Below are 24,901 nucleotides of genomic sequence, written 5' to 3' on the forward strand. Positions count from 1 at the left end.
CGCCCCACCTGGACTGAGGGAGGTGGGGCGCCGCGGGACGTCCAGTCAAGGACCGGTCGGTTAGAGGGACGGCACTCGGTTGGCCCATTGGGTGGCTTCTTCGAGTGCTGCAGACAACTGGAAAACAGTAAGGTCGTCGTAGGCCTTGCCGACGATCTGCATGCCAGTAGGAACTCCCGTAGTCGGGGAGAACCCGGACGGAACCGAGGCGACAGGCAACGTGCTGAGGATATTGAACGGATACGTCATTGCCCATCCCAAGTACGCAGACGCGGGGCGGCCGTCGATGGTGAAGGACTCGTCGTCATTGGCGTGATCCGCTAGGACCGACGGCACCGCGAGTGTCGGCGTGATCATCACGTCATAGGAGTCGAAGACCTTCTTGTTGATCTCCTGGTACATCGATAGTCGAGTAGCGTTTACACCGTAGAACTCTTTGAGGGTGCGCTGGGAGCCGCTCTCGATGAGTTTCACGACGAATGGATCCAGTTCGTCTCGGTGATCGGTCAACTGATCGCCGGCCAGCGCCCAGAACAGACCTTCCCAGGTGGTGAGCCACGCGTCAAAGACTCTTTCATCCCAACCAAGGTGGATCTCTTCGACGATGCAACCCAAACTTTCCAGAGTGTCGGCGAGGGCCCGCGTATTAGCTTCAACCTCGGCCGACACGTCGAAGTAGCCCAGGTCCATCGACAGGGCCACTCTCATTCCCTTGATCGATTGGAATGAGCTGGGGATTGTGACTTTGTCCCGCAGCGAATGTGGATCGGCCGGATGCTGTCCGGAGATCACGTTCTGCATCAGTGCGGCGTCAGCGACGCTGCGCGTCAATGGGCCATAGTGCAGCACCGCCTCGCTCGGATGCTCTCGGTCAGTCGGATTGCGTCCGAACGGAGCCTTGTACCCGAAAATGCCCGATGCCGATGCCGGAATCCGGATCGAACCGCCTCCGTCGGTGCCGTCAGCAATAGTGGTGAGTCCAGCCGCGACCGCCGCGCCGGAGCCGCCTGAGGATCCCCCGGGACTGTAGTCCAGGTTCCAGGGATTGCGTGTCACTCCCCACAGCGGGCTGCGTGTAACGCCAGCATGGGCATGCTCGGGAGTTGTAGTGCGACAGTGCATGATCGCGCCAGATTCAAGCAGCCGTTCCACGGCGGGTGCGGTCTGGTCGGGTCTGAAGTCTTTGAAGAGTCGGGATCCGTAAGTGGTTATCTCCCCTTCTACTGAGTGCCAATCCTTGATTGCGCAGGGAACCCCTTCGAGCGGGCGTGCGCTGTCAGGATTGGTGGCATAGGTCTTCTCGGCTTCGCGAGCCTGTTGGAGGGCTCGTTCGAAATACTCGTGAGTCAGGCAGTTGAGTGTGCCGTTGGTGTCCTCGGCTCGCTGGATGACCGCCTCCATAAGTTCAACTGGAGACAGGCTTCGATTCCGAAACCGGCTGATCGCTTCGGTTGCGGTGATGTATGGCAGGGTTGAATCGGTCGTCACTAGCCTTCCCTTTCTCCTACTGAGGTTGCTGCGGTGTGCGCATGATTCTTGGCCGAACGGGCCGCCGGGCACATCGGTCAAATGACGTAGTGCACGTCGAGCGGGATTGACGGAAAGGCGGGGACCAGTCGACGCTGAGTGGTACAGATTGCTAACAGGCTGCGACGTTTGAATTGCGCAGCGTGGCGTGCAGGAGGACATGACCGTGGGATATGGTCAAGCCGCGGCGATCAGCCGCATCGCGATGGTTGCCACGGACGTGGTGCACGGCGAGCAAGGTATCTCTGACATTGCGGCGCCGTTGCGAGAACTGGCCGAGTTCGACGCCATGATGATATCGAGTAAGGATCCGTTCACTGGTGCCCACAAGCCAGTGTTGAACATAGGCTACAACCCCTCGTTGTTGGCCTTTCTGAACCAGGAGTATCTGCGCTGTCCCAGTTATCGGACAGCGGCGCAACACCGTCGGCCGATGCGTATGCGCGATTTCGGAGATGATTTCTTCCGAACCAGAGTCTACGAGGAGTACCTGAATCCGATCGGCTACCAGGAAGGCGTGACGCTAGTGCTCCGTGCGCCCGACAGTCGAATTACCGGCCTGCTCACGATGAGTTTCGCCAACCCACGGGACATCGACGAAGACGCGCGGGTTGGCGTTGAGCTTGTGTCTGCCGCGCTGGGTAGACTGTCGGATTTTCATGCCAGGCCCAGGCAGTTGGCCAGCGGAATCGACTCCGGGGCATCGTCCTATCTGGTCGATCGCAATGGATCGGTGATTTGTCTTCGCGCTGTCGACCAGAGCGGAGGAGACGGGCCTTTTCCTGAATGCATCGTCGCGGCTTGTGCTGTACTGGAGAGTTCGGCGGGGTTCGGTCATCAGGTTTGTGGTGTCGCGACCCTTGAGCAGACCAACCGGTGGCAACGTGCCCGCATTCTCGTCACCGATGTCGCGGGGCACCGGCATGCACTCATCCTGATCTGCGAGACGGAATCACCGCTGGGCCTGACACTCCGGGAAGTCGACGTCACCACGCTGGTCGCGGTCGGCTTGTCGAACAAGGAGATCGGTGAGCGTCTGCATGTGAGTCCGCGGACGGTGAGTACTCATGTGGAGCACATCCTTGGGAAGGTGGGGATCACCAACCGCACCGCGCTCGCCTCTCTTGCAGTGAGGGAGGGAATCTTGCGTCTGAGCCTTCTATACAACCATCCTAGAGGGTATGGGTAGCCCCGGCGTTGAGTCAGGGGTTGCGGACCTGGGCCCTCTCACCCATGTTCGTAGGCTACCGAGCGGGAATCCCCTTGCCTGGCCAATCAACAGTGGTCGGGGCCCTGGCGTTTACTGCGTGTACGAGCGTAGGACTGCACGTGCACGTGCACGTGCACGTACGTTCGGTCGCGGCAGCGGCCTTCGATAGCGTCACCGACGAAGTGTTCCAGAGCAAACTGACGCTGGCCTTCGAGCACATCCGATCCTGGATTGCAGATCTACCGGGCCCGACAGCAGTGACCTGTGAGGCCGGGCCGACCGGCTCCGGGTTTTATCGGCCCTTGACTGTCGACCGTCGCGTAATTCCCCAGGGGTTTCCGTCACGGAATTCCCCATGTCCGGGTGTGCTGAGTCGAGGGTAGCCGGGCCGGTGCTCGGGTTGGTTCAGTTCGCGGCCGCGGTGCGGTTTCCGGGGCGTTTGCGTGGCCGGTAGTGGCAGGTCCCCGATAGTCGGTCCGGTCGTTTCTAGAGCCGGTTCCTCTGTGCAGTCGATCAGTCGATCTCGCACGCCACCGGTTGGTGCCGGTGGGTGCATCCGGCAGCGTACTCGGCGGGGGTCTTGTACCCCAATGCCGAATGACGGTGTCGGTGATTATGGTCGTCCTTGAAGTCCTCGATCACCACCCGGGCCTCGAGCAGAGTGGGCCAGTAGTTGCGGTTCAGACACTCATCGCGCAACCGGTTGTTGAACGACTCGATGAACCCGTTGTTCCACGGCGTGCCCGGCGGAATGTAGGACACCCCCACCGACCCAGCACAGAAGTCCCGCAGCGCTTCCGAGATGAACTCAGGCCCATTGTCCATGCGCAACACCAGCGGCGGCCCACCCCACATCGCGAACGCCTTCTCCAAGCCCTCGATCAACCGGCCGGCGGTGATCGAGCGGTCCACGATGTTCAACAACGACATCCGGGTATGTTCATCGACCATCGACGCGATCTTCACCGTCTTGCCGTCGACGGTCGAATCGAGCTGGAAGTCCAATGCCCACACCACATTCGGAGCATCAGCGTCGACGACCGGAACCGAGGACAGGCCGGCACGTTTGCGGCGTGGAGCACGCCGGACCTGCAATCCTTCTTCTTTCCACAGGCGGTGCACCTTCTTCTTGTTCACCTCGATGCCCTGGTCGTAGCGCAGCCATGCCCACGCCCGACGAAACCCGTGCCGCGGATGCTTGCGGGAATACCTGCGCAACTCTGCGCGCAGATCGGCGTCCGGGTCGCCTGGTGTCTGCGCCAACGGCAACCGCCGGTAAACCGATCGGGAGAGCCCAACGACCTTGCACGCGAACCGCTCCGACATCTGTAGGGTGTCGGTGAGCATGGTGATCGCGGCGCGTTTGGCGGTCGGGCTTAGAATTTTCCCTTCGCGATCTCCCGCAACGCGTCCTTCTCCAACTCGGCATCTGCGAGCAATCGCTTGAGCCGGCTGTTCTGCTCCCGCAGTTCCTTGAGCTCCTTCGCCGCATCGGCATCCATGCCGCCGTATTGACGACGCCAGTTGTACAGCGTCGCCGCCGACACCTCGAGCGCGGCGGCGATCTCCTCGCCGTTCTTGCCTTCCGCGGCCAACTCGTCGGCCCGGCGCAGCTTGCGCACGATGTCCTCGGCCGAGTGACGTTTGCGTCCCGCCATGATCCCTATCGTCCCTTCTTCGCCCTTACCAGGGCAATCAGGACTCTAGAACAACCCGGACCTACTCACAGGGGACACGCCATCAGCGTCGACGACCGGAACCGAGGACAGGCCGGCACGTTTGCGGCGTGGAGCACGCCGGACCTGCAATCCTTCTTCTTTCCACAGGCGGTGCACCTTCTTCTTGTTCACCTCGATGCCCTGGTCGTAGCGCAGCCATGCCCACGCCCGACGAAACCCGTGCCGCGGATGCTTGCGGGAATACCTGCGCAACTCTGCGCGCAGATCGGCGTCCGGGTCGCCTGGTGTCTGCGCCAACGGCAACCGCCGGTAAACCGATCGGGAGAGCCCAACGACCTTGCACGCGAACCGCTCCGACATCTGTAGGGTGTCGGTGAGCATGGTGATCGCGGCGCGTTTGGCGGTCGGGCTTAGAATTTTCCCTTCGCGATCTCCCGCAACGCGTCCTTCTCCAACTCGGCATCTGCGAGCAATCGCTTGAGCCGGCTGTTCTGCTCCCGCAGTTCCTTGAGCTCCTTCGCCGCATCGGCATCCATGCCGCCGTATTGACGACGCCAGTTGTACAGCGTCGCCGCCGACACCTCGAGCGCGGCGGCGATCTCCTCGCCGTTCTTGCCTTCCGCGGCCAACTCGTCGGCCCGGCGCAGCTTGCGCACGATGTCCTCGGCCGAGTGACGTTTGCGTCCCGCCATGATCCCTATCGTCCCTTCTTCGCCCTTACCAGGGCAATCAGGACTCTAGAACAACCCGGACCTACTCACAGGGGACACGCCAGTAGGACGGTCCGTCCATCAGGATCTGGTGGCTGGTGTTGATCAACCGATCGAGAAGGGACTCTGTTGCGCCCCGGCTTCAGTAGAGGCTCTCGACGACCCGCTCGGTTGTTCCGGCGGGACTATGTGAATCGTAGTAGGACTGTTCGGCTTCGACGGGCGAGATCATCCCGATCTCACCGTGCAGGCGGCGGTGATTGAACCAATCGATGTACTCGGCCACCGCAATTTCGAGGTCATCGATAGAGCGCCACGGTCCCTTGTTACGGATCAGTTCGGCCTTGAACAGCGAGTTGAACGCCTCGGCGAGGGCGTTGTCGTACGAATCTCCGCGGCTGCCCACCGAAGCGACCGCGCCGGCCTCGGCAAGGCGCTGGGTGTAGCGGATAGCTCGATATTGAGCTCCGCGGTCGGAGTGATGTATCAACTGGGACAGGACCTGACCTGTATGTTCGCGGGTCCAGATGCCCATCTCCAATGCATCGAGTGCGAGATCGGTGCGCAGACTCGTCGACAACTGCCATCCCACGATGCGGCGTGAGAAGACGTCGATGACGAACGCGGCATACGTCCATCCGGCGAACGTGCGGACATAAGTGATATCGGCGACCCACAGTTGGTCCGGTGCTGAGGCGGTGAATCCGCGGTTGACCAGGTCGGCAGGCTTGTCGGTGTCCGCTGCGGCGATCGTGGTCCGGGGGTTCTTCGACCGGGCGATGCCGCGTAACCCTTCGGCGCGCATCAGGCGCTCGACGGTGCACCGGGCCACCCGGACACCCTGCCGCTGCAGCTCCGCATGGACCTTGCGGGCACCGTAGACGGCGTAGTTCTCGGCGTGGACCCGGTGGATTTCTTCGATCAGTTCCATGTCGCGGACCGCCCGCGCTGAGGGTGGGCGGGTTTTGGCGGCGTAGTACGTTGACGGGGCGATCTGCACACCGGTCCGAGTGAGGACTCTGCAGATCGGCTCGACCCCGTGATCGGCCTTGTGGGCGTCGATGTAGTCGACGATCACTTGAGTTTGTGACCCCGCTCCGCTGCTGCGAAAAACGCCGAGGCTGTTTTCAGGATCTCGTTGGCACGGCGCAGTTCTCGGTTCTCGCGTTCGAGTTCGGCGATGCGTTTCGCCTCGTCGGTGGTGGTACCCGGACGGACGCCACCGTCGATCTCTGCCTGGCGAACCCAGGTACGGAGGGCTTCGGGATGGATGCCCAACTGCTCGGCGATCCGCTTGATCGCTCCTGTTTTCGATCCTGGATCGCGGCGGGCCTCGACTGCCAGCCGCGTCGCTCGTTCCTTCAGCTCCTCCGGGTACTTTCGCGGTGCTCCCATGGATCTCATCCTTCCGTGTGATGAGACCCTCCAACAGACCCGGTACGCAACACATCATACCGAGCGCCTATACCAAAGAAAAACAAGCCCTCCGGCCGACAGCACGATTTGAGACTCGGCAGCCGGACATGCCACTGTCATCGGACCACTTCAACCGATCCGGCTCGATTGCCTGCCGCGGCGTCAAGGCCGGCCTGTCGACCAGTGCGACGGTAGTAACGCTTGGCGCAAATGTTCTGGTGGTGCCAGTATGCGCGTAACGCCAAGGGAAGCCTGGGCATCCAGAACGTTCCTTCGATGGTTTCTGTCGGTTGCTGCGCACCGATCATGATGTCAGCGAAGACGATGCCGGCGCCCTCGGCGGTATTGCGCGAGGCCAGGATGTTTCCTTCGGCATCGACAATTTGTGTTGCTCCGACGTAATTGGTGTCGTACGGAGCTGTCATCGATGTGCCAGGCAAAAGCATGAAGTCGGTGCGGAACTGCCCGCAATGGGATGCCTGCAGGACTGGAGCTCCGACTCGGCGGGCAAATTCGGTGGGAGCATTCTCCGAAAGGTACCTGTTGTATTGCGACAAAGGACCGAAAATGCGGTCGACGAGACCACCCCAATTGTTGGGGGTTGTCCACCAGTGTGTGCCGGTCATCACGACATCGGCTCGGCCAACGAGCCTGCGGGCGGTCTGATTGCGGATCAGCTCCCAACAGACGGCCGCACCCATGCGGCCAAGGCTGGTTTCAAATGCTCCATCGTCGTTGCCGGGGCCGTAGAAAGCGTTCTCCCACATCGTGGGCAGGTCTTTGTCGTGCAGATGGGTTGTGCCATCGGGCTCAAAAAGGTGGTAGCGATTGTAGATGTTGTCTCCCTCGGCGATCAGCATTGAGCCACCAATGTGACAGCCATACCGTTTTGCCGCTGCCTTGAACATGTCGACGGCCGCGTTTTGTGGCGGGAGAACGCTTCGATGCACTTCACTGCGAAACGGCAGCGGAGACGTAGCAAACTCCGGAACCCCAATGAGTTTGGCGCCCTTACCGGCCGCTTCGGCGATCATCACATTCAGTCGGCGCATGTTCTCCGCGACGTCGCCGGGCACCCCTTCGAACTGGATGGCCGCGGCTTTCGTGGGCTGCGCTGTGTCGCTCACCGAATCTCCTGAGGTCTGTGACGGGATTGTTGAGTTCCCGGGCAGGCGCATCGCTCCCCTTATCTTGCAGAAGCGAGTTTTACATTGCGATCATATGGTTGCTCGGCGTCGGCCTGTCAAGGGACCTTGGGATATGGAGCTATCGCGCTTGCCGTGATTCGGTTGGTGCACTTGTTCATACGCAGTGGATGATGCGCTTGCGGAGTAGGTCGGAGTGCGCACCGCTGCCATGATGAGCCCGCGAACTGCTGCGGAGCCGTCGAGAAGCAGCATGGCGGATTGCCTACGCTGCGTCTGCCTGAGACGGATCCAACCACATTCATCCGAGACGGATATTGCGACCTGTGTCGCCGCGGCATGCTCGGATCGGGGGGGAGGATCTATCTATGCGCGTGGCGCTTTGCTGGGCGATGCTTGGTCGCTCTCTTGACCAGCGTTTGGTCCGGCATTCAACGCGTACAGAAAAGCCGCCGCGTCACGTGGACGCCGGACATCAAAACCGGTAAGTTCGCGTAGTTTCTCCAGCCGGTTCAGAACGGTGTTTCGGTGGCAATAGAGCTGGTTCGCCACCCGTGACACTGTGCCGTCGCCGTTGCAGTATGCGAGCGCGGTTTCGATGAGGGTCGATGCGTCCGGGATACTTTGGAGGGCGCCGAACAACTTGGATGCCAAAGCGTTCACGACGAGCGGTGTCTGCGCTGCAGCCACCGCGAGCCACGCGTTTTCCAGGAGTCCTGGCGACGTTTGGTTGAATGGAAGTGCACTGAGAGTTGCTGCGGCTATCTTCGTGGCGTTCGGCACCTCGTCCAGTCCGTGCGCGGGTGGAGAGATCGAACACCGTATGCCCTGCAACGCGGTGGCGAATCTCCGATCGTGCTCCCGTGTGCACTGCACCAGGAGGAGGTCGCCGACTTCGATTTCTTGGTAGTGAATGGCCCACCCGAGGCCGACCAACGTGTCCCTTGCATCACGGAACTGAGGGGCGAAGGCTCGATCCGCCACCGACACGAGGAATCTACCGTCCACGTCGAAACCCAGTGCCGCTGCAGCTTCGTTCACGACGTCGGGTCGCTCACCTCCACTCTTTTGCAGGCGTCGGAACCACTCGCGCCGGTTGTCGTCGGACAAGCGGTCCATCTGGATGACGCGACGCTGGTAAGCCTGGGTGATCTGGCGTGTGTGATCGTCGACCACCGACCAAACGCGCGGAGCGTTGCGGAGCAGCGCGGCAGCCTCTTCCTCGTCGGCCTCTGCGAGAAGTGCCTCCCACACGACCTGGAAGTCCAGATTCGCGGCGGCCTGTACCTCCGTTAGCGACACGCATTGTTCGGCTCGCCTCTCGCCGACTCGATCCGAGATCCCGCGCAGCTCGTCGCTGACTGGGTGGTCTGCGAGCCGGCGAAGGATCAGCTCGAATGACTCATTGGCTTTGACATGCAGTTCCGATTCGTCCACCCAGGAGTCGCGATACCTACCGGAACTTCTGACCAATGCGATCCAAGTCGAGTACAATTCGCCTCGCCGTTCCAGGCATCTCGAAGCAACACGGGCCAACGCGGGGTCTACCGGTTCGCGGAATTGGTCGGGCCACACCTCGGCCGACTGGGTGCCAGGAGAACCTGGTGGGCTCTGAGGCACGGAATTGCTCCTCCGCCGCGCGAGCGAAGAATTGCCGAGCATGGACCCTCCGTTATCGCCGCACCGTCTGTGAAAGCTTTCGCTGAGTGTAGGTCCACGGTTGTGTGTTCGGCCAGAACTGCTGGATCGGCAACCGTCGGTAGCCTTGAGACACACTCGCACAACGGCACCCACGCCAAGGAGATGCGACTGTTTCTTACATGTGGTACCTGGCGTCGATGTGTTCGTTCACCACAGCATCCATTTGGATCGTTCACCCACAGATAGTGTCGGAATCTCTGAAACCCGTTCTAGGTACGTGTTTCGAGAGTTGTCGTGGACCCCCATTACCGACCGGGGTATCCGTCGCCGGTGCGGGTTCTCTGCGCCGCGCTGGGGTGTGCTTTCGAAATCGGCGATGTCGTATCGGGCGCTGCGGCGATCTCTTGGCCGATGTGTCCGCAGGTGATTTCGCAACCGCCGTCGCTGGTGGCGCTGCGCTGAGGTCCGGATTGGGGATGGCGGAGCTGCCCCGCGAGCGCACGGCGGACACCGTCTACGCCGCGCCCCGCTCGAGCGCACGAACTGCTCATGTACCCGAAACTTGCGTGCCCAGCGGCAGGACACCGCATCAGGCGGGTCTGTTCGAGAAGCAGCGTCGGGGCGAGCTGATCAACACCTCATCGGTGAAGCCGCCCGAAACCGCCGAAAACCCAGCTGCCGCAGGGGTGGGTATGCGAAGGCCGGCTCGGAATCGGCGAGCAAGTGCCATATTCCAGCGAGCATCGACAGTTCGCATTCGAGGCAATCCCGTGCCGCACCTAATGTCCATACGCCTTTTGTCTGAGTTCGCGGCGCAAGATCTTTCCGGTAGTGATCAGGGGCAGTTGATCGATGACGGTGATGGGGCGCGGGTCCTGGCAGAAGGCGAGCTTGTGCTTCACACAGGCCGTACCTCTTCGGACGCGGAGCGCAACTGGGGGCTGCTTTGAGTGGCGGTTTCCGTGTTCTTACTTGTGGATGGAGGGCGTGAACTCGATCATGTCTCGGCCGACCGCTGCTGCGGGGGCGTTCTCTGCAATGTGTCCGCGTAGTGTTCGTGCGAACTTGGCTGCGTTGCCTGCTCGGAGGTGTTCGACGAGTGTGGCATGTTCGGCGATGATGTCGGCGCAGCGCGTCAGCAAGTGCTCACCTGAGGCGAAGAGCACGAACCGGTGTCGGTCGGAAAGCTGGTCGTAGAGCTCGAGCAAGACACTGTTGCCTCCTGCCTCCACGAATCCGCGGTGGAACTCGAGAGCGAGGTCGATAAATCGACGAACGTCCTTGTCGACGAGGGCAGCACGTTGCTCGTCGATGGAGTGTTCGAGGCGTTCTGCCAGGAGCTGACGCCGTTCCTCGGAGGCTCGGTCCACCGCCGTCGTCTCGAGGACGAATCGGGCGTCGGCGAGTTCGGCGACGGTTCGTTCGCTCACTCCTTGCACCAGGGCACCACGTTTGGGGTAGATGACGATCCATCCCTCGTCCTGAAGGCGCGCAAGTGCGACACGCACAGGTGTACGGCTCACGTCGAGTTCGGACGCCAGTGTGTTCTCGCCGAGCATGGTGCCGGGGGCATGCGTGCCGTCGAGGATGTGATCGCGGATCACCCGGTAGGCACGCTCGGAGGCACTGGGGCTTTCATTCGGGCCGGCGGTCATCGTGGTCTCCTCGTCCTCGACTCGAATCGAGATGGATTCATCTGAGACTGTCGAGGGTAGTGATCGAAAGCATCCGCCGCGGCGGTGCATGTGTTGGGAACGGATGTCGCGGACGTCGCGCTCGGAGGGTCCCTGTAGGGGCGCAGATCATGTGGGCGGCGGTCTTCTGCTGCCGATTCCTCGCTCGGGCGGTGCGGTTGCCGATGTGGGGGAAAGCAGGTTCACCGTTGTGCCCGTTCGAAGTGGTCTTTGTCGGGGAAGGGTGGCGTTGCTCTACCCGGCCATGTCATCAGCGGCACCGCCTTTACGGCGAACGCCAGAGTGACGAGCAGAACTGCGGTAGCCATGAGGTTGATCCACAGGAAGCCACCTGCCGCCAACACTGTGCCGGCCGTAGCTGCCATGAGTGCCCCGCCCAGGTTCATCGCGGAGTCGGAGGCGCCCTGCAGGGTGACCTTCGCATGGTGTGGCACCGACGCCGTCAGCAACGCCGAGCCGCCGATGAGGAACATCGACCATCCCACTCCGAGGAGCAGTAGCGCGGTAGTCAGTAGCGGCATGGATGACACCGGCGCCAGGGCGTCGAGGACGCCGATCGTGATTGTCGCAATGAAGACGACGATCCCGGACGCGATCACGGTTCCCGGTCCCCAGCGGTCGGACATCCATCCGAAGATCGGTGAGAGCGCGTACATTCCGGCAATGTGGATACTCACCACGAGGCCGATGGCTCCGAGGTCGAATTGCTGGTGATGCATGTGCACCGGTGTCATCACCATTACGTTCGTCATCATCATCTGACCGGTGACGATGGTAACGATCGCAAACAGCGGAACCGGCTGCGCAGCAACGAAGCGCAGTGCGGCAGTCAGACCGAGCGGCGCCGGTGTGTGCGTGGTCGTGGCGGTGACTGCAGCATCATCACCGGCTCCGTGGTTGCCCTTGGCGGTCCGGTTGCGCTGGGTGGTGTTTGCGCGGGGGCCACTTGCCAGGGTCGATGCGACCAGAGCTGCAAGGGCGAAAGCGACCATCGAGATCAGGTAGGGGCCCACCAGGGGATGCATTCCGAGCGCTTCACCCAAGTGTGCGCCGGGGCCGGTGAAGTTCGGGCCCAGCACGGACCCGACGGTCGTTGCCCAGACCACCAGGGACATTGCCCGTCCGGTCGCTGTAGGGCCGGCGACGTCGACAGCGGCGTACCGGGCCTGCAGCCCGGCCGCAGTGGCCGATCCGCACATCATCATCCCCAGCATGAACAGTGGCAGGAACTCTATCGCCACGGCTACGAGGACCACTGCGGCACCGAGCATGCCGATCCCGAACCCCAGGGTCAGGGCTCTGCGTCGTCCGGTGCGTGCCGCGAGCGCCGCCAAGGGGTAGGCAACGAGTCCGGCGCCGAGGATCATGCTCATCTGCGCGAATCCGGCCATCGCAGTTTGCCCCGTGATCTGCTCGGCGAGCAACCCGCCGACGGCGTAGCCGGATGCAATTCCGGCTCCCGAGAACAACTGCGCTGAGATCAGCTTGGCTTGTGTCACCGCGCGCGAAGGCATCGGCACTGCACGGTCCTTTCGGGTCGGCCGGCTCGACGAGGCGGCATAGTTGCCGGAGCGACGTACTGGAGTACACGAACTTCCGAATGTCTCGGGGTGGTGTTCTCTCTTCGAGAGCAACTGTGCACGGAGAAAATCGAGCGCTCGCGGTTCCGTCGGGTTCGAGACGCTGCGCTCGTGCAGTGGGGAGGTGCGACATGCTTTGGGCTGCTCAGTCTTTGCGCTGTTCGGTGTGCCATGGAGTACCGCGTTCTTCGGCGAATCAAGAATACATCTTGGATACAAGAAGACAAGGCTGTCTCCGATTCTGGCAATTGCGACGAATTTCGATCGACGACGGCCGGGCTCGGTATGCCGGTAGGCGTTCTCGCCGCTCGGCGAACGCTTCGTCCCGAGGGCTTCGAGAGGGGTTCGCGGTGTCGCCGGATGAGAGGTTCGGGACGCTGGAATAGGCTCCTTGCTCGGCCGATTTCTTCGATTCTGGCTTCTGCCAGGTCGGGCCTGGTTGGTGTTTTCCTGGGAGTTGTCGGTCCGGGTGGAAGCATATTCGGCATTGAGCGTGGGATTTACCATGTGATTAGGAGGTGTATGTCATGAACCCGCACACTCACGCCCCGACCTCGCCGCCTACAACGACGCCGCTCGGATGACCCAATCTGAGCTGGTCGCAGCGCTGCGTGAGCTGCTCGGCGCCAAACTCGTCGCGTACCTGGGGAAGGTGAAGGAAACCCGCGCGGTGCGCCAGTGGGCTGAGGGCACCCGCACCATCAACAACGACACCGATGTCGAACGCCTCCGTATCGCCTACCGCGCCGCCCGGCTGATCGTAGAACGCGACACCCCCGCCGTGGCGCAGACCTGGTTCCAGGGCCTGAACCCCATCCTCGACGACCGCCCGCCGGCGCTGCTGTTGCGGGAAGGCGAGCTGTCCGATGTCGGCCCGAAGGTCCTCGCCGCTGCCCGGCAGTTCGCGGCGGCCGGATGAGCGCACCGGACCGAACGCTGATCTCCACCCCGCGCGGCGATGTGTGTTGCGTCCATGTCGACGGCGTGGCCGCCTACCGGGTCGGCTACCCGCCGACCTCGTGGGAGTGGACGCCGTGGGAGTTCGCCACCGACGGGCGCTTCACCGGCTGCTGGGACGATCCGGCGGGGGTGTGGCGAACCTTGTACGTCGGCGCGACCCGATTGTCCTGTTACCTCGAGGTCCTCGCTTACGCCCGCCTGAGTGAGGAACTCAGCGCCGCGCTCGACGAGATCGTTGACGACGAGGCAGACGAGTTCCCTACCATCGCGCCGGGTCGTGTCCCGCGGTCGTGGATGTCCTCCCGGGTCACCGGCAGCGGCGCGATCAGTGGATGGTTCGTCGTTCCCGGCGCCGCCGAGTCGGTGGCCACCTTGCGAGCCCTGTTTCGGCCGCATGCGATCCGGCTCGGTCTGCTCGATCTTGACACCGCGGCGATCCGCGACGCCCGCCCGCGCGCCCTCACGCAGGCGATCTCCCAGTGGGGCAATACCCTCTCCGATCCGGACGGTGAGCCGGTGGCCGGCATCGAGTTCGAGTCCCGGCACGGTGACGGGTTGGTGCTTTGGACACTGTACGAGGGGCCCGGTGACGGGGCGGTCAGCAAGAATGTCACGGTGTTGTACTACGGCCCGGTCGAGGAGCACGATGCCGATCTGATCGAAGCGATGCGCCTGCACAACCTGGTCTGGGAGGACGCCTGAATCGTCGGGTCGTACAGCGGCCGGCGACGAGAACGCCTGCCACCCGGGACATAGTGTCCTGACCGACATCGGATTGAGAGACAGCACCGATGGTGGAGGAGCGAGGACGAACGGACAGGGCTTCGCGACGCGGGTCGACACGGTGCTCCCTACCGTGCGAGCCCGCGTGGCCCGACGAACGGGTTCATCGTCAATGGTGCTCGGGGTGGAGGCGCGGGGGCTGACCAGCAGCATTCGCGTGGCGTGCTCGATCTCGAACAATCCGTCCGGACGTTGGACAACATCGACTGTATGTACGACATGTACGCCACCGTGTGGCGGGCGCTCATTCTCGAATTCGACAACCACACCGAACCAATGGAAGAAGTCCGTGTGCCCGAGGGGTGGAGGTCTGGGATCTGTCTGCTGATCTCGTGGGGGAATAGCGAAGAGCGGGTGCCTGTCTGTTCCGGTACGGGGTGTATGAGTAGATCGGTAGGTGCTCATGTGGCCTGGGTTCGAGATGACATCGATCGGCGCTGCGGTAGTTGGCGGGATTGTCTTCGGGTCTACATCGACCCATCAATGGCTTCAGCGCCACCGACGTGCTTGCACGTTTGCGGACACGCGTCTCGGTCGGGATCTCGCCGGTCGATACCGATGAGCAGAAGGACGGGGTGCACTCAATCGCCTCTCGCGAAGTATGCAGCTCGGCTGCAACTGAACGGAACTTCGTGAAGGCAAAGGGTTGAGCTCGGTCGAGACGAACCTCGGCTCTTGGGGCCTCGGCGCTTCGAATGGGTGTGTGCCGCTCGGGGTGAGCGGCCGCACCCGGCGCAGAGAGTGTGCACCGGGTGTGGCCGCGGTCGGTTCAGAGTTCGCGGGGATCGATGAGGCCGGCGTGTACCGCTTTGATCAGGCGGCGTGGAACTCGGTAGGTGGTGCCCGAGAGGGTGATCGGGACGAGGGTGGGGGAGTTGCTGTCCATTGTGCGCGCCGGGAGTGGGTGTTGGCGCGGGAGGTACGTCGTTTGGGTACTGCCATGACCGGAGTCCTTTCGAGGGGGTCAGGGGCGACGTCGGCCGTATTTGCGTTGGAATTTCTCTACGCGGCCGGCCGTGTCGAGTAGGCGGGCGGTGCCGGTCCAGTAAGGGTGCGAAGCGTTGGTGACGTCCGCGACGATCAGCGGGTAGGTGTTGCCGTCCGGCCAGTCGATGGTGCGGTCGGAGCGGGCGGTGGAGCGAGTCAGGAAGGTGGTTCCGGTGGTGGCGTCCTGGAATACCACGGGGTGATAGTCGGGGTGGATGCCGGGTTTCATCGTCGTTCTCCTTCGAGCAGTGAGGTTTCCTGTTCGGCCTGAGCGGTGGTTTCACAAGGGTCTTCGTGATGGTTGCCGAACGGGTCGGGCCAATTCGCCCACAGGTGCGGCTCGGAGAGTTCGGCGTCGGTCAGCAGCGCCCACTGCAGCGTCGCGCGGATCGCGTCGGGATCGGCGTCGTGGATGAGGATCACCATCGAGGTGTCGCGATCGCCGAAACGTTCGTCCCAGCGCAGCGCGGCGAGTGCTTGCCGTTCGGTGCTGGTGGCGGCGAGTTGTTCCGGTGTCATGGCCGCGAGCCACGGCCCGTCCGGGGTGACGCGCAGTCCGCCGCCTGCGGATTCGAGCAGCAGCGCATGGTCGGGTTGGGTGGCCACCCAGACTCGGCCGCGAGTGCGGATCACGCCGTCGAGCAGGACATCGATCGCTTCGTGGAGGCGACCGGGGTGGAAGGGGCGACGAGCGTCGAACTCGACTATCTCGATCCCGCAGTCATGCTCGAGGGGTGGCCGGCCCCGCAACAGCGGAGAGTAGGCGTCGAAGATCGCTCCGCGCCGGGCGGTCGGCGGGATACGGCGTAGCAATGCCTCGATGTCGCCGTGCTCGTCCCAGATCATCGGTGCCTCGGAGGCCAGGCGTGAGAGTACGGCGTGTAGTCGGGCCTGGTGCCATCCGTCGCTTCCTGGGCGGACGACGAGGGCGTCGGCGAACTCGACCTGGCCGACGACGACCTGTGCGGTGGTGCGGTCGTCGTCGAGTTCGTCGTCTCCGGTGGCGTTGTCGAGCCAGGTGTCGGCATCGATGCACGTGATGGTGGCCTGGACCTGTACGTCGTGGGCGGCTGGGGCGTCGACGCGGCCGACGATGCCGGCCACGACGAGATGTTCGATTGCCCAGCACAGTGCTTCGGGTTCGATCAGAGGGTCGAGTAGCAGCACGATGCGGTCGACGGTGCTGCGCTCGTGCAGACGGCGCAGTAGCGGGAGCAGGTCTTCGCGCAGGGTGCACGAGATGCAGCCGTGGGCGAGTTCGAGGATGGTTTCTCGCTCGTCGTCGGTGGTGGTCAAGGTGCGACGCACGACGCCCTCGTAAACGTCGGCGAGGTCGTGGCGCACGACGATGGTGCCGGGTCGTAGCAGGGCGTGGGCTGTCCGCTCGGTCGGTCCGCGCCAACCGGCGACGAGAATCAGCGGTGTCCGGCTCGTCACTGAATCACCTCTCGGTAATGATTGTCATTTTCTTATGGTGAGCGTACAGTCCCCGTCGACTCTTGTCGAAAATGATTGTCGCTAAGGTCGGCGGCGGAAAGGACACCGTGTCAGCGCACTGCCAGGTCACCGGACGCGCCCCCGGATTCGGGAAAGCCGTATCGCATTCGCATGTCCGCACCAACCGGCGCTGGAATCCGAACCTCCAGCGCAAGACCTACTACGCGCCCTCGCTCGGGCGCCGCATCACCGTGACCGTCTCGGCGAAAGGCATCAAGACCATCGACCGCGACGGCATCGACGCCGTCGTAGCCCGCCTACGTGCACAGGGAGTGAAACTGTAGATGTCCCGCAACGAAATCCGCCCGATCGTGAAACTGCGTTCGACAGCCGGTACCGGCTTCACCTACGCCACCCGCAAGAATCGCCGCAACGACCCCGATCGACTCGTACTACGCAAGTACGACCCCGTGGTGCGTCGGCACGTCGATTTCCGCGAGGAGAAGTAATCGTGGCAAAGAAGTCGACGATCGCCCGCAACGAACGACGCCGAATGCTCGTCGCCCGCCACCTCGACCGTCGCGCGGAACTGAAGGAGATCGTGCGGCGGCCGTCGAGCACCGACGAGGAACGCAGCGCCGCCCAGGCCGCCCTGCAGCGCCTGCCCCGCGATGCGAGCCCGGTCCGGATACGCAACCGAGATGCGGTCGACGGCCGTCCACGCGGTCACCTCCGCATGTTCGGTCTTTCTCGGGTTCGGATGCGCGAGCTGGCGCACCGGGGTGAGTTGCCCGGGGTCCGCAAGTCCAGTTGGTAGCCGAACAGTTTTCCGAAAGTTCAACGCAGACAGGAAAAAGAGTCTGCACCGGCGCCGCGCCGCGGATGGGCCGCGGCAGCGGTACCGGTCGGCCCGGGTGATCATCTACAGCGCGCTGACGAGGATGAGTGGTTATGCCGCAGAACTACAGGCGTCGGACCGGCATCTGACCGGTCGCAGCGCTGGCGGACCCCAGTGGTCGAGCACGCCCTAGAAGCCAGCAGACGGCAGACAGCAGTGTCGGGGAGCACGCCGTTGAGAAGCATCGGGAGGAGGAAAAGCAGGATGAAGGTTCGCTCATCGTTGAAGTCGCTGAAGAATCAGCCCGGTTCTCAGGTCGTACGCCGATGCGGCCGGGTGTATGTGATCAACAAGCAGAACCCTCGGTTCAAAGCCCGTCAGGGCTGACCGGATCGGCGGTACCGCCCACCGCGGGGAGACAGACCGTCTCTGCGACACGCCTGGTGTCGCAGAGACGGTCTTGTCGTGCATCCTGCCCGGCGTGATTGATGGTGAAATCTCTGATGGAACAACCTTTGACCTTGCTCGGTGCCACTTTCTGCTTGCGCCTACCCGGCATGCACCGCGCATACCGGGGAGCACCCGCAAGAATTTGTTCGTTCGGTCTTGGTCAGTTCGAGACCGAACGCAGGTATAGCAATCTGTCGTCGGCGGCGACAACACCGAGCGCTCGACCGGATTCTCGACTTTCCCGCTCGTACTGCCGAACACGCAATGATTCCGCGGGCCCGGGCGGACTACGTCCGCGTCGATGAACCGCTCACCCGGGTGCTGGCGAAGATTGAGCACCGGGCACACCCGCTATCCGGTCGTCGGCGACAGCGCCGACGACCTGCTCGGGGTGGTGCACCTGCACTATCTGCTCGACCGCGCCTGTGACACCGGATTCGTGGAGCAGTCGATGCGCCCGGCGCTGGCACTGGAGGCGCAGGTCCCGGTGTGCGAGGCGCTGCGCATCATGCGTGGGACCCGCAACCACTTGGCGACGGTCACCGACGACGGGTCGGTGGTCGGGCTGATCACGCTTAACGATGTGCTCACCCGACTTATGCCCGCTGCCGGCAGTGCAGCCTGACCGAGACCCCGTCCCCGGTGGCCTTGCGAATCCACTGCAGCGGACGGGGCCTCTTTCGGCGCAACGGACTCATGGTTCGAACACCGCCCGGCCATTCGGCGCCATGACAGCCGCCGCACCGATCACCGTTCTCGTCGTCGACGACGACCCCTTCGTCCGCCGCGGGGTGAGCGACATCTTCGCGGCCACCGACGACATCACCGTCGTCGCCGAAGCCGACGACGGCGACCGGGTACTCGAGGCGGTGCATCGGGTCGGCCCGCAGGTGGTGCTCATGGACCTGAAAATGCGCCGGGTCGGTGGACTCGACGCCACCCGCCAACTGATGGCCCTGCCGCATCCGCCGAAGGTGATCGCCATGACTGCGATGGACGTCGACGATCTCGTCGTCCACGCCGTCGCCGCCGGTGCGCACAGCTTCTTGAGCAAGGACGAACCCCCGCACACCTTCCACCAGTCGGTGCGCGCCGTCGCCGCCGGCAACACCTTGTTCAGTCAGGAATCGCTGCGCCGCATCGCCGCCCACCACCCGAACCCCACCGCGGTGGCGGCGACGACCGACCTAGCGGCACTGTCGGAACGCGAACGCACCGTGCTGCAGGAGCTGGCCACCGGCGCATCCAACGCGGATATCGCCGGCCGGTTGTTCCTGAGCGAAACCACCGTCAAAACCCACATCTCGGCGGTGTTCACCAAACTCGGCACCCGCAACCGCGTCGAGGCCGCCCTCGCGGCCTTCCGCGCCGGCCTCGTCACCTGAACGGCCCATGAGGTCGTGGTGTGGTCCCGAAGCGCTCGTCGGGGTTCGTTCACACGAACGGGATGAACGAGTCCGCCAGCGCCCGGGAGAACACTCGGATGGCGGTCCGCACGCGAATCTGCTGGCCGAGAACCCAGGACGGATGTTCTGGTGCCTCGATGCGGTCCGTCCCGGCCGGACGTATCGCCTGGGGTGCTCGGAACGCTCTTCGACGGTCCGCAGTGCCCGGTTGTCGCGGTTATCTGATATTCCTTGTCGGAACGTCAGCAACCGGTGAGGGGTGATCAGTGTTCGACGAGCGGCAGGCCGAGACGGCCCACGACGTACGCGAGGGGTCTGTCGGGGCGGACTCGGCCCCCGAGTCGTCGAAATCGGTGGCGCTGCTGGACAAAGCGTTGGTCGCCGCCGGGGAGTTGGTCGAATCGCGGGTGACGCGGTTGCGTGAGCGCCATCCCGACGCCACCGAGGAGCAGCTGCTCAAGAAGCTCGAGACGACGTTCTGGTCGAGTGTGACGGCCACCGGCGCAGCGACCGGTGCGGCCGCGGCCGTGCCGGGGGTGGGAACCACAGCGGCGCTGGCGATGACCGCCGGGGACACCTCGTGGTTTCTGACCGCAGCAGCCGGGCACGTGTTGTCGGTGTTGAAGGTGCTCGGCATGGACTTCACCGATCTCGAGCATCAGAAGGCGATCGTGCTCACGGTGCTCGGCGGGGGCGGTGGATCGTCGTTCGTCGGCAAGGCCGCCGGCCGCAGCGGGGCGCATCTGGGCAAATTGCTGACCAACTCCGTTCCCACCACGACGATCCGGTCCATCAACCGGGTGCTCGGCTACAACTTCATCACCAAGTACGGCACCCGCCAAGGTGTGCTCGTGTTCGGCCGCGCCGCTCCCTTCGGAATCGGCATGGCCATCGGCGCCGGCGGCAACCTGGTCATGGCACAGACGGTGATCAAGGCGACCCGCAAGGCGGCCGACACCGCTCGACAGGTGCGCTGACCGCGGCCCTACCGGATCGTGCCTGCCTACGCGCGCCATCTCATACGGCAGTGACAACCGCGTCGTCTTGGCGTCTCTGTCCTCGACCGGAGACTGCGAGACACCTCATAACGCCGGACTCTGATGCCAGCTGCGCGCGATGCACTCTCGATCCGAGAAGGTCGACCCGACCGTTCTCCCTCGGAAAGGACTTGTCGATACACCGGGGAGCACGACTACCCCGTACTCTCCGCGGGTTTCGGTGCATCACAGGCTATGTTCTCGTTACTGCCTGCGTCGCCGTTGGTGCGCAGGCACAGCATGAGGGCGTGTTCGGCGCGGACCAGTTCCTCGAGCTGCGCGGAAGAAAGTTCGTCCTCGGGTGCAGGCAGGTAGTCGACCAGCAGCAGGACATCGGTGGGAGCATCGCGTACCCGATCGAGCCACGGATCGCTCCACACCCGCTGCACTACGTCGAGACCGGCATGTGAAATCGGATCGACGGCCCTCGGTACGGCGGGGACCGTGACCGAAACTACCTCGGCTTCCTGGACCCAGATCGCGCCTCCGATAATGGTGTCGACAATCTCGACGACCGGCTCGAACGCCTGCGACCACCGCGCTCCGGGAAGATGGAGTGTCACAGACAGGCCGGTGTCATCACTGCTGCGTGCGACTTCGAGCGGAACGCCGGCGCCATCCGCGACGGTCTGTGCCTGCCGCTGGATGTAGTCGAGCGCAGCGGTTGCCGGATCGCTGTGGCGCAGCAGGGTCAGCAGGTCTTCGAGCAGCGCCAACCGGGCGGCGTTGGGGCCGGCACGCCAGGCATCGATATGTTCTCCGACCTGTTGGGGTGGTACCTCCGCGCCGTGGAAAGGGGTGTTCTGGATACTCCACTGGCGTACCGCTGCCCGACGATGCTCGGTCAGCACGGTCTCGTAGAAGGCGATCAGGCGGGCGGCGATCGCCGTGACCGAACCGGGGACCAACTGTGCTCGCGCCCGAGCCCAGCGCCGGTATCCGTCGTAGTCACCGGTTGCGAGCAGGTCGACACCGAGGGTGCCTGCGAGGATGCGCTTGCCGGTACGGATGTGCTGGTCGGGGCCGCGACGTTGGTATTCGAAGTCGTAGCCGACCTTCACCCGGGCGCAGTATTGCTGCAGCTGTGTCGACGAATCGGTTGGCGGTTCGAACGAGCGGAGCCAATCGGCCACCGTCTGGGGTTGGCGCTCCATGAGCAGGTCACCGTTGGCGCGCCACGCCGCGGCCGCGACGGCTTGGGCGACTTCTTGGCGTCGGGACTCAACTGTGCCAGGCCCTTGCTGCGGAGTACCCCTGCTTCCAGCGGTATCGCGGCGAACAAGGGGAGCACGACCACGCGTGACCAGACTGCCCTCGCCAGGTCGTCGACCAGTTGCCATACGATCCTGCGATGGGATCGTATGGCCCGGCATGGGTGGTTGGTCAGCGAGGTGCTCACCTATTTTCAGGTGAGCACCTCGGTGACTCGCAGAAGCGAGCCGACGTGCATCGGTGATAGCTGCAGCACAGGGACGCCGTTACGGTCTATCGGACCGTCGCATATCCCGAGGACCGTCGTGCGGCAACACTGATGACTCTGGCCGCACGGCTACCTGCCGAAAACCCGCTCTGCTGAGCCTGTCCCCGGTAATTCCGCAGAGCTCCCGGTTCCTGGGAACCCGTCCGCGCTCCCGGTTCCAGGACTCTCGACTTCCGGATCCGGGACGATAGCCTCGACAGTAGCGACTGCGGTCGAGTGCCTCCCGGTTGCGTCGGTGATCCTGAGAGTGACGACATGGGTCCCCGGTTGCTGGAATGTATAGGACACCAGGGTTTCACAGTCCAGGACCCGACCTTCTACGTCGATGTTCATCTGTAGCGGCTGGGTACCACCGCCGCTTCCTCCACATCCGATCGCAGTCGCATACCCGACGGGAACGATGGTTTCGATATCGAGATAGGCACGGGGAGCCGACTCGATGGAGTCGATGGCTGATCCGAGTGCGTCCCCGAAATCGATTCCCGAGTCGATATCGAACGTGCTGCCTCCGGATCCGACCACGATCGGCTCCAAGGAGTTCACAAGATCTGCTGTCCCGATCCCGTACAGAGTGACCGGGAGTCCGGTTCCGGGTTCGGCCGACGCGTCGAGCGGAAGCGACGCAGCGTCGTCGGACGTCAATGTGTAGCTGGGGTGCGCGGTCGCCGGTCGCGGACCGGTTTGACCAGCATTACGATCGGCGTCCGGCGACACCTGCCTACCGAGACGCGCCGACGGAGTGGTGACGTCCAACGACGCTCTGCCGTTCAGAGCATCGACCAGGTTGGCGCTGGTGAATCCGGTCACCGGCTCGGGATCATGTGCAGGTGCGTCGCCGATAACGATGATCGAACGCACAGAATCTGTTGAGAAAGGCAAGGACAGGGCCTGAGCCACACCTGAGTACACCGCTTCCGGCCAATCCCCACCGCCGTCGGCAACCAACTCGTCCAAGCCTGCCCGAATTCGATCTCTGTCGTTGGTGAAGTCGACGACTGTACGGCTGACGAACGCGTCGCCATGGTCGCGGAATTCTACGAGTCCGATTCGGGAAGAAGGATTTGTGGCCAGAAGTCGCCGCGCAAGGTTGTCAGCTTGATCCCTCGCCTTGGCGATGAGTCCACTCATAGATCCTGTCGTATCGATGACGATTACGGTGTCGCTGGCCGCGTAGGAGGTTCGAGCCCTTTCCCTATATCGCGCACGTGCAATATCGACATTGGTCCGTAGAGCTTTCGCCATGAAGTCGATCTCGTCGACATCGCTTGGTCCTGCGCCGCTGCTGCTGTGGAATTTCACCCCACTTTCGAAATAGTTCTTGTGTTCGTCGAAGAAGGGGTTCGATGTGGCGTAGAAGTCGCATACCGGATCACGATCATGGCATATCGACGCACGTCTGAGGTTGGGGATCTGGTAGAAGCGGTCATGGCTCTCCTGCACGCGGCCATGCCCACGCCAGATCCCGGACCCGTTAGATCCGCTTCCGAAGACGCCATCTGCGTCCGGCTTCTGCATCGGGTCTCCGACTGTCATGACCGCTGTCACGACTCCGCGGGAGTCCATCGCCGAGGCGACCTTCCGCGCGACCGCAGCGCCCTGCGAGTATCCGAGCAAGATCATTTGCGGTGTGCATTCGGGGTGGATCGTCTTGCGAAACAGGTCGTAGGTAAGGATCGCGCCGTTGACGCCGGACGTGATCGAGCGTTCGAATGTGTTCGTTGCAGCTCCGGTCGGCACGTCAATCGCCTCGTACGAGGCATCGACACCGAGGACGGGGACATCCGCCATTTCCGGCGAATCGAAGTACGTCCAGCCCAGCAATCGGGATAGGGTAGCCCCTTCCCATCCGTCGGAGGAAACGTCGCCGTAGTACGTTTCTCCGATGGTTGTCTCGCCGCTGCCCCTCAATGCGACAATCACCACCTCGGGGCAGGGGTCACCGGGGGACGCCTGCGCTGTGGGTAAGAATTGGGAAGTGGTGATCGCGGCCGTCGTGCTCGCAACAGCGAGGCATAACGCTCGAAGTGATGTTCTCATGTGGTCCCTACTGTTCGGATGATGCGCCGATGATAGGTGTACGATCCTCGGATATACCTGGATATCCGCATTACATACCTGTGGAAGATGCACGTTCGGTGACCGCGAACATCGACCGAGCCTCTGGTGTAGTCACCGATCTGGTCGGCACATCGCTTCACGATGCGCGCATATCAACGCCCTTTATAGAATGATGCGAAGTTTCACACGAACATGTGATTTGTATCAGCACCGTATCGGTTCGCGTATTCCGGTTGTCGTACTCGACTCGAGCAGACCGTCACTCGAACCGCTCGAGGCTATTGCGACTTCCCGATCACTTGGATATCGGGGGTGGAGGTCAGCCTGGACGGGGCGTTGCGGAAGCCGCGACCACGGCATGGCCCAGGTCAGGCGTCAGCGAGGTCGGTGGTTACCACGACAACGTTTCGTTGTTGATGGAAGCGATGATCTCGTCGAGAGTGCAGTAGCCGTCCTCGAGGGCGCGAATGAACAATGCGAGTTTGCTGCTCGCGGGACGGCCGGCGTCCTGGTACTTGTCGCGGATGCGCATCAGGTGTGTCTGCACAGTGGAGACGGATATGAACAACCGCTGGGCCACCGCGTGTTTGGAGTCGCAGACCAGCCAGGTAGTCAGGACTTCCTGTTCGCGATCACTGAGCGACGGGGGTCGCGGGAATGCGGTGCGCGAGACAAGTGCATCGGATGCTGTCATCTGGTCAGGTCTCCTCGAAAACCGTGTGACCGCCGAGGTCGGTCGCGGTCACTGTTCCTGAGGAAGACGCTATGTCCGTTTCGTCGATACGGACAGTCACCTTTTCGGGTGGCACCTGGTTGGGGGACATCGTCGACTGTGGTCGAGAAAATCTCGCACGGACTCTGGA

Annotated in this window: 24 protein-coding genes, 2 pseudogenes and 1 other annotated feature; of the genes and pseudogenes, 10 read left to right on the forward strand and 16 right to left on the reverse strand. The window is 63.1% G+C overall.

What is annotated here, in order from left to right; all coding sequences use genetic code 11:
• Positions 1-60: 60 nt before the first annotated feature.
• Positions 61-1,488, reverse strand: coding sequence for an amidase (locus tag C6Y44_RS26415; protein WP_192378946.1), 1,428 nt, complete (start codon positions 1,486-1,488; stop codon positions 61-63).
• Positions 1,489-1,687: 199 nt separating this feature from the next.
• Here C6Y44_RS26415 and C6Y44_RS26420 point away from each other — a divergent pair, with 199 nt between their 5' ends.
• Entirely contained in the window at positions 1,688-2,716 is a 1,029-nt protein-coding gene (locus C6Y44_RS26420) for a helix-turn-helix transcriptional regulator (RefSeq protein WP_192378947.1), read from the forward strand.
• A 534-nt stretch (positions 2,717-3,250) separates the two neighbouring features.
• On the opposite strand, the gene C6Y44_RS26425 is transcribed toward C6Y44_RS26420, so the two are convergent.
• The 9 genes and pseudogenes from C6Y44_RS26425 to C6Y44_RS26460 all read right to left on the reverse strand — a co-directional run bounded on the left by C6Y44_RS26425 (position 3,251) and on the right by C6Y44_RS26460 (position 12,536).
• A protein-coding gene (locus tag C6Y44_RS26425; RefSeq protein ID WP_225623883.1) for an IS3 family transposase occupies positions 3,251-4,395 on the reverse strand; the annotation gives its coding sequence in 2 pieces (ribosomal slippage) (positions 3,251-4,131 and positions 4,131-4,395; 1,146 coding nt in all).
• Between the two features lie 45 nt (positions 4,396-4,440).
• Positions 4,441-4,713: an IS3 family transposase gene (locus C6Y44_RS26430; protein WP_192378948.1), complete on the reverse strand. Its 273-nt coding sequence runs from the start codon at positions 4,711-4,713 to the stop codon at positions 4,441-4,443.
• 113 nt (positions 4,714-4,826) lie between these two features.
• The gene (locus C6Y44_RS26435; protein WP_054807785.1) at positions 4,827-5,108 is read right to left on the reverse strand and encodes a transposase; all 282 of its coding nucleotides are present in this window, start codon (positions 5,106-5,108) and stop codon (positions 4,827-4,829) included.
• A gap of 61 nt (positions 5,109-5,169) precedes the next feature.
• Positions 5,170-5,253, reverse strand: a pseudogene (locus tag C6Y44_RS28510) (hypothetical protein); the annotation flags it as partial.
• 15 nt (positions 5,254-5,268) lie between these two features.
• Positions 5,269-6,521, reverse strand: a protein-coding gene (locus tag C6Y44_RS26440) for an IS3 family transposase (protein WP_404817810.1) whose coding sequence is annotated in 2 segments (ribosomal slippage) — positions 5,269-6,233 and positions 6,233-6,521 — 1,254 coding nt in all. Because the reading frame shifts where the segments join, the coding sequence is not laid out codon by codon here.
• Positions 6,112-6,243: a sequence feature (AL1L pseudoknot), on the reverse strand. (Overlaps the previous gene by 132 nt.)
• Before the next feature lie 137 nt (positions 6,522-6,658).
• Positions 6,659-7,669 (reverse strand): carbon-nitrogen hydrolase family protein, encoded by a 1,011-nt coding sequence (locus tag C6Y44_RS26445; protein WP_225623866.1) that lies wholly within the window; start codon positions 7,667-7,669, stop codon positions 6,659-6,661.
• A 384-nt stretch (positions 7,670-8,053) separates the two neighbouring features.
• A complete protein-coding gene (locus C6Y44_RS26450) occupies positions 8,054-9,349 on the reverse strand; it encodes a PucR family transcriptional regulator (protein WP_225623867.1) in 1,296 nt (431 codons plus the stop codon).
• A 947-nt stretch (positions 9,350-10,296) separates the two neighbouring features.
• Entirely contained in the window at positions 10,297-10,983 is a 687-nt protein-coding gene (locus tag C6Y44_RS26455; protein ID WP_192378952.1) for a GntR family transcriptional regulator, read from the reverse strand.
• 221 nt (positions 10,984-11,204) lie between these two features.
• Positions 11,205-12,536, reverse strand: a complete 1,332-nt coding sequence (locus C6Y44_RS26460; RefSeq protein ID WP_192379110.1) for an MFS transporter — start codon at positions 12,534-12,536, stop codon at positions 11,205-11,207.
• 646 nt (positions 12,537-13,182) lie between these two features.
• Between C6Y44_RS26460 and C6Y44_RS26465 the strand changes: the two genes are divergently transcribed.
• Both C6Y44_RS26465 and C6Y44_RS26470 read left to right on the forward strand, forming a co-directional pair.
• Positions 13,183-13,521, forward strand: a complete 339-nt coding sequence (locus C6Y44_RS26465; protein ID WP_192378953.1) for a hypothetical protein — start codon at positions 13,183-13,185, stop codon at positions 13,519-13,521.
• Positions 13,518-14,264, forward strand: coding sequence for an RES domain-containing protein (locus C6Y44_RS26470; RefSeq protein WP_192378954.1), 747 nt, complete (start codon positions 13,518-13,520; stop codon positions 14,262-14,264). The genes C6Y44_RS26465 and C6Y44_RS26470 overlap by 4 nt, the downstream gene beginning before the upstream one ends.
• Positions 14,265-15,114: 850 nt before the next feature.
• Here the strand turns inward: C6Y44_RS26470 and rpmF are convergent.
• The 3 genes and pseudogenes from rpmF to mrf all read right to left on the reverse strand — a co-directional run bounded on the left by rpmF (position 15,115) and on the right by mrf (position 16,769).
• A pseudogene (rpmF, locus tag C6Y44_RS26475) lies at positions 15,115-15,287 on the reverse strand (50S ribosomal protein L32).
• A gap of 22 nt (positions 15,288-15,309) precedes the next feature.
• The gene (locus C6Y44_RS26480) at positions 15,310-15,561 is read right to left on the reverse strand and encodes a type B 50S ribosomal protein L31 (protein ID WP_192378955.1); all 252 of its coding nucleotides are present in this window, start codon (positions 15,559-15,561) and stop codon (positions 15,310-15,312) included.
• Positions 15,558-16,769 (reverse strand): ribosome hibernation factor-recruiting GTPase MRF, encoded by a 1,212-nt coding sequence (mrf, locus tag C6Y44_RS26485; RefSeq protein WP_192378956.1) that lies wholly within the window; start codon positions 16,767-16,769, stop codon positions 15,558-15,560. Before mrf ends, C6Y44_RS26480 begins: the two co-directional genes overlap by 4 nt.
• A gap of 107 nt (positions 16,770-16,876) precedes the next feature.
• Here mrf and rpmB point away from each other — a divergent pair, with 107 nt between their 5' ends.
• The 7 genes from rpmB to C6Y44_RS26520 all read left to right on the forward strand — a co-directional run bounded on the left by rpmB (position 16,877) and on the right by C6Y44_RS26520 (position 20,440).
• Positions 16,877-17,113, forward strand: coding sequence for a 50S ribosomal protein L28 (rpmB, locus tag C6Y44_RS26490; protein ID WP_120285440.1), 237 nt, complete (start codon positions 16,877-16,879; stop codon positions 17,111-17,113).
• Positions 17,114-17,278 carry a 50S ribosomal protein L33 gene (rpmG, locus tag C6Y44_RS26495; RefSeq protein ID WP_120285214.1) on the forward strand — a complete coding sequence of 55 codons (165 nt, stop codon included), beginning with the start codon at positions 17,114-17,116 and terminating at the stop codon, positions 17,276-17,278.
• Positions 17,279-17,280: 2 nt separating this feature from the next.
• A complete protein-coding gene (gene rpsN, locus C6Y44_RS26500) occupies positions 17,281-17,586 on the forward strand; it encodes a 30S ribosomal protein S14 (RefSeq protein WP_192378957.1) in 306 nt (101 codons plus the stop codon).
• Between the two features lie 285 nt (positions 17,587-17,871).
• Positions 17,872-17,994: a type B 50S ribosomal protein L36 gene (gene ykgO, locus C6Y44_RS26505; protein WP_192378958.1), complete on the forward strand. Its 123-nt coding sequence runs from the start codon at positions 17,872-17,874 to the stop codon at positions 17,992-17,994.
• Between the two features lie 394 nt (positions 17,995-18,388).
• A complete protein-coding gene (locus C6Y44_RS28430; RefSeq protein WP_318653686.1) occupies positions 18,389-18,682 on the forward strand; it encodes a CBS domain-containing protein in 294 nt (97 codons plus the stop codon).
• A gap of 103 nt (positions 18,683-18,785) precedes the next feature.
• Positions 18,786-19,442, forward strand: coding sequence for a response regulator (locus tag C6Y44_RS26515; protein WP_192378960.1), 657 nt, complete (start codon positions 18,786-18,788; stop codon positions 19,440-19,442).
• A gap of 287 nt (positions 19,443-19,729) precedes the next feature.
• A complete protein-coding gene (locus C6Y44_RS26520; RefSeq protein WP_225623868.1) occupies positions 19,730-20,440 on the forward strand; it encodes a hypothetical protein in 711 nt (236 codons plus the stop codon).
• A gap of 215 nt (positions 20,441-20,655) precedes the next feature.
• On the opposite strand, the gene C6Y44_RS26525 is transcribed toward C6Y44_RS26520, so the two are convergent.
• From C6Y44_RS26525 to C6Y44_RS26535, 3 genes are all read right to left on the reverse strand, one after another.
• A complete protein-coding gene (locus C6Y44_RS26525) occupies positions 20,656-21,654 on the reverse strand; it encodes a hypothetical protein (RefSeq protein ID WP_192378961.1) in 999 nt (332 codons plus the stop codon).
• A gap of 395 nt (positions 21,655-22,049) precedes the next feature.
• Positions 22,050-23,801, reverse strand: a complete 1,752-nt coding sequence (locus tag C6Y44_RS26530) for a cutinase family protein (protein WP_192378962.1) — start codon at positions 23,799-23,801, stop codon at positions 22,050-22,052.
• Between the two features lie 628 nt (positions 23,802-24,429).
• Positions 24,430-24,732, reverse strand: a complete 303-nt coding sequence (locus tag C6Y44_RS26535) for a response regulator transcription factor (RefSeq protein WP_192378963.1) — start codon at positions 24,730-24,732, stop codon at positions 24,430-24,432.
• Positions 24,733-24,901 lie beyond the last annotated feature (169 nt).

Source organism: Rhodococcus rhodochrous, assembly GCF_014854695.1.
In the GTDB taxonomy this organism is placed as follows: Bacteria; Actinomycetota; Actinomycetes; order Mycobacteriales; family Mycobacteriaceae; genus Rhodococcus.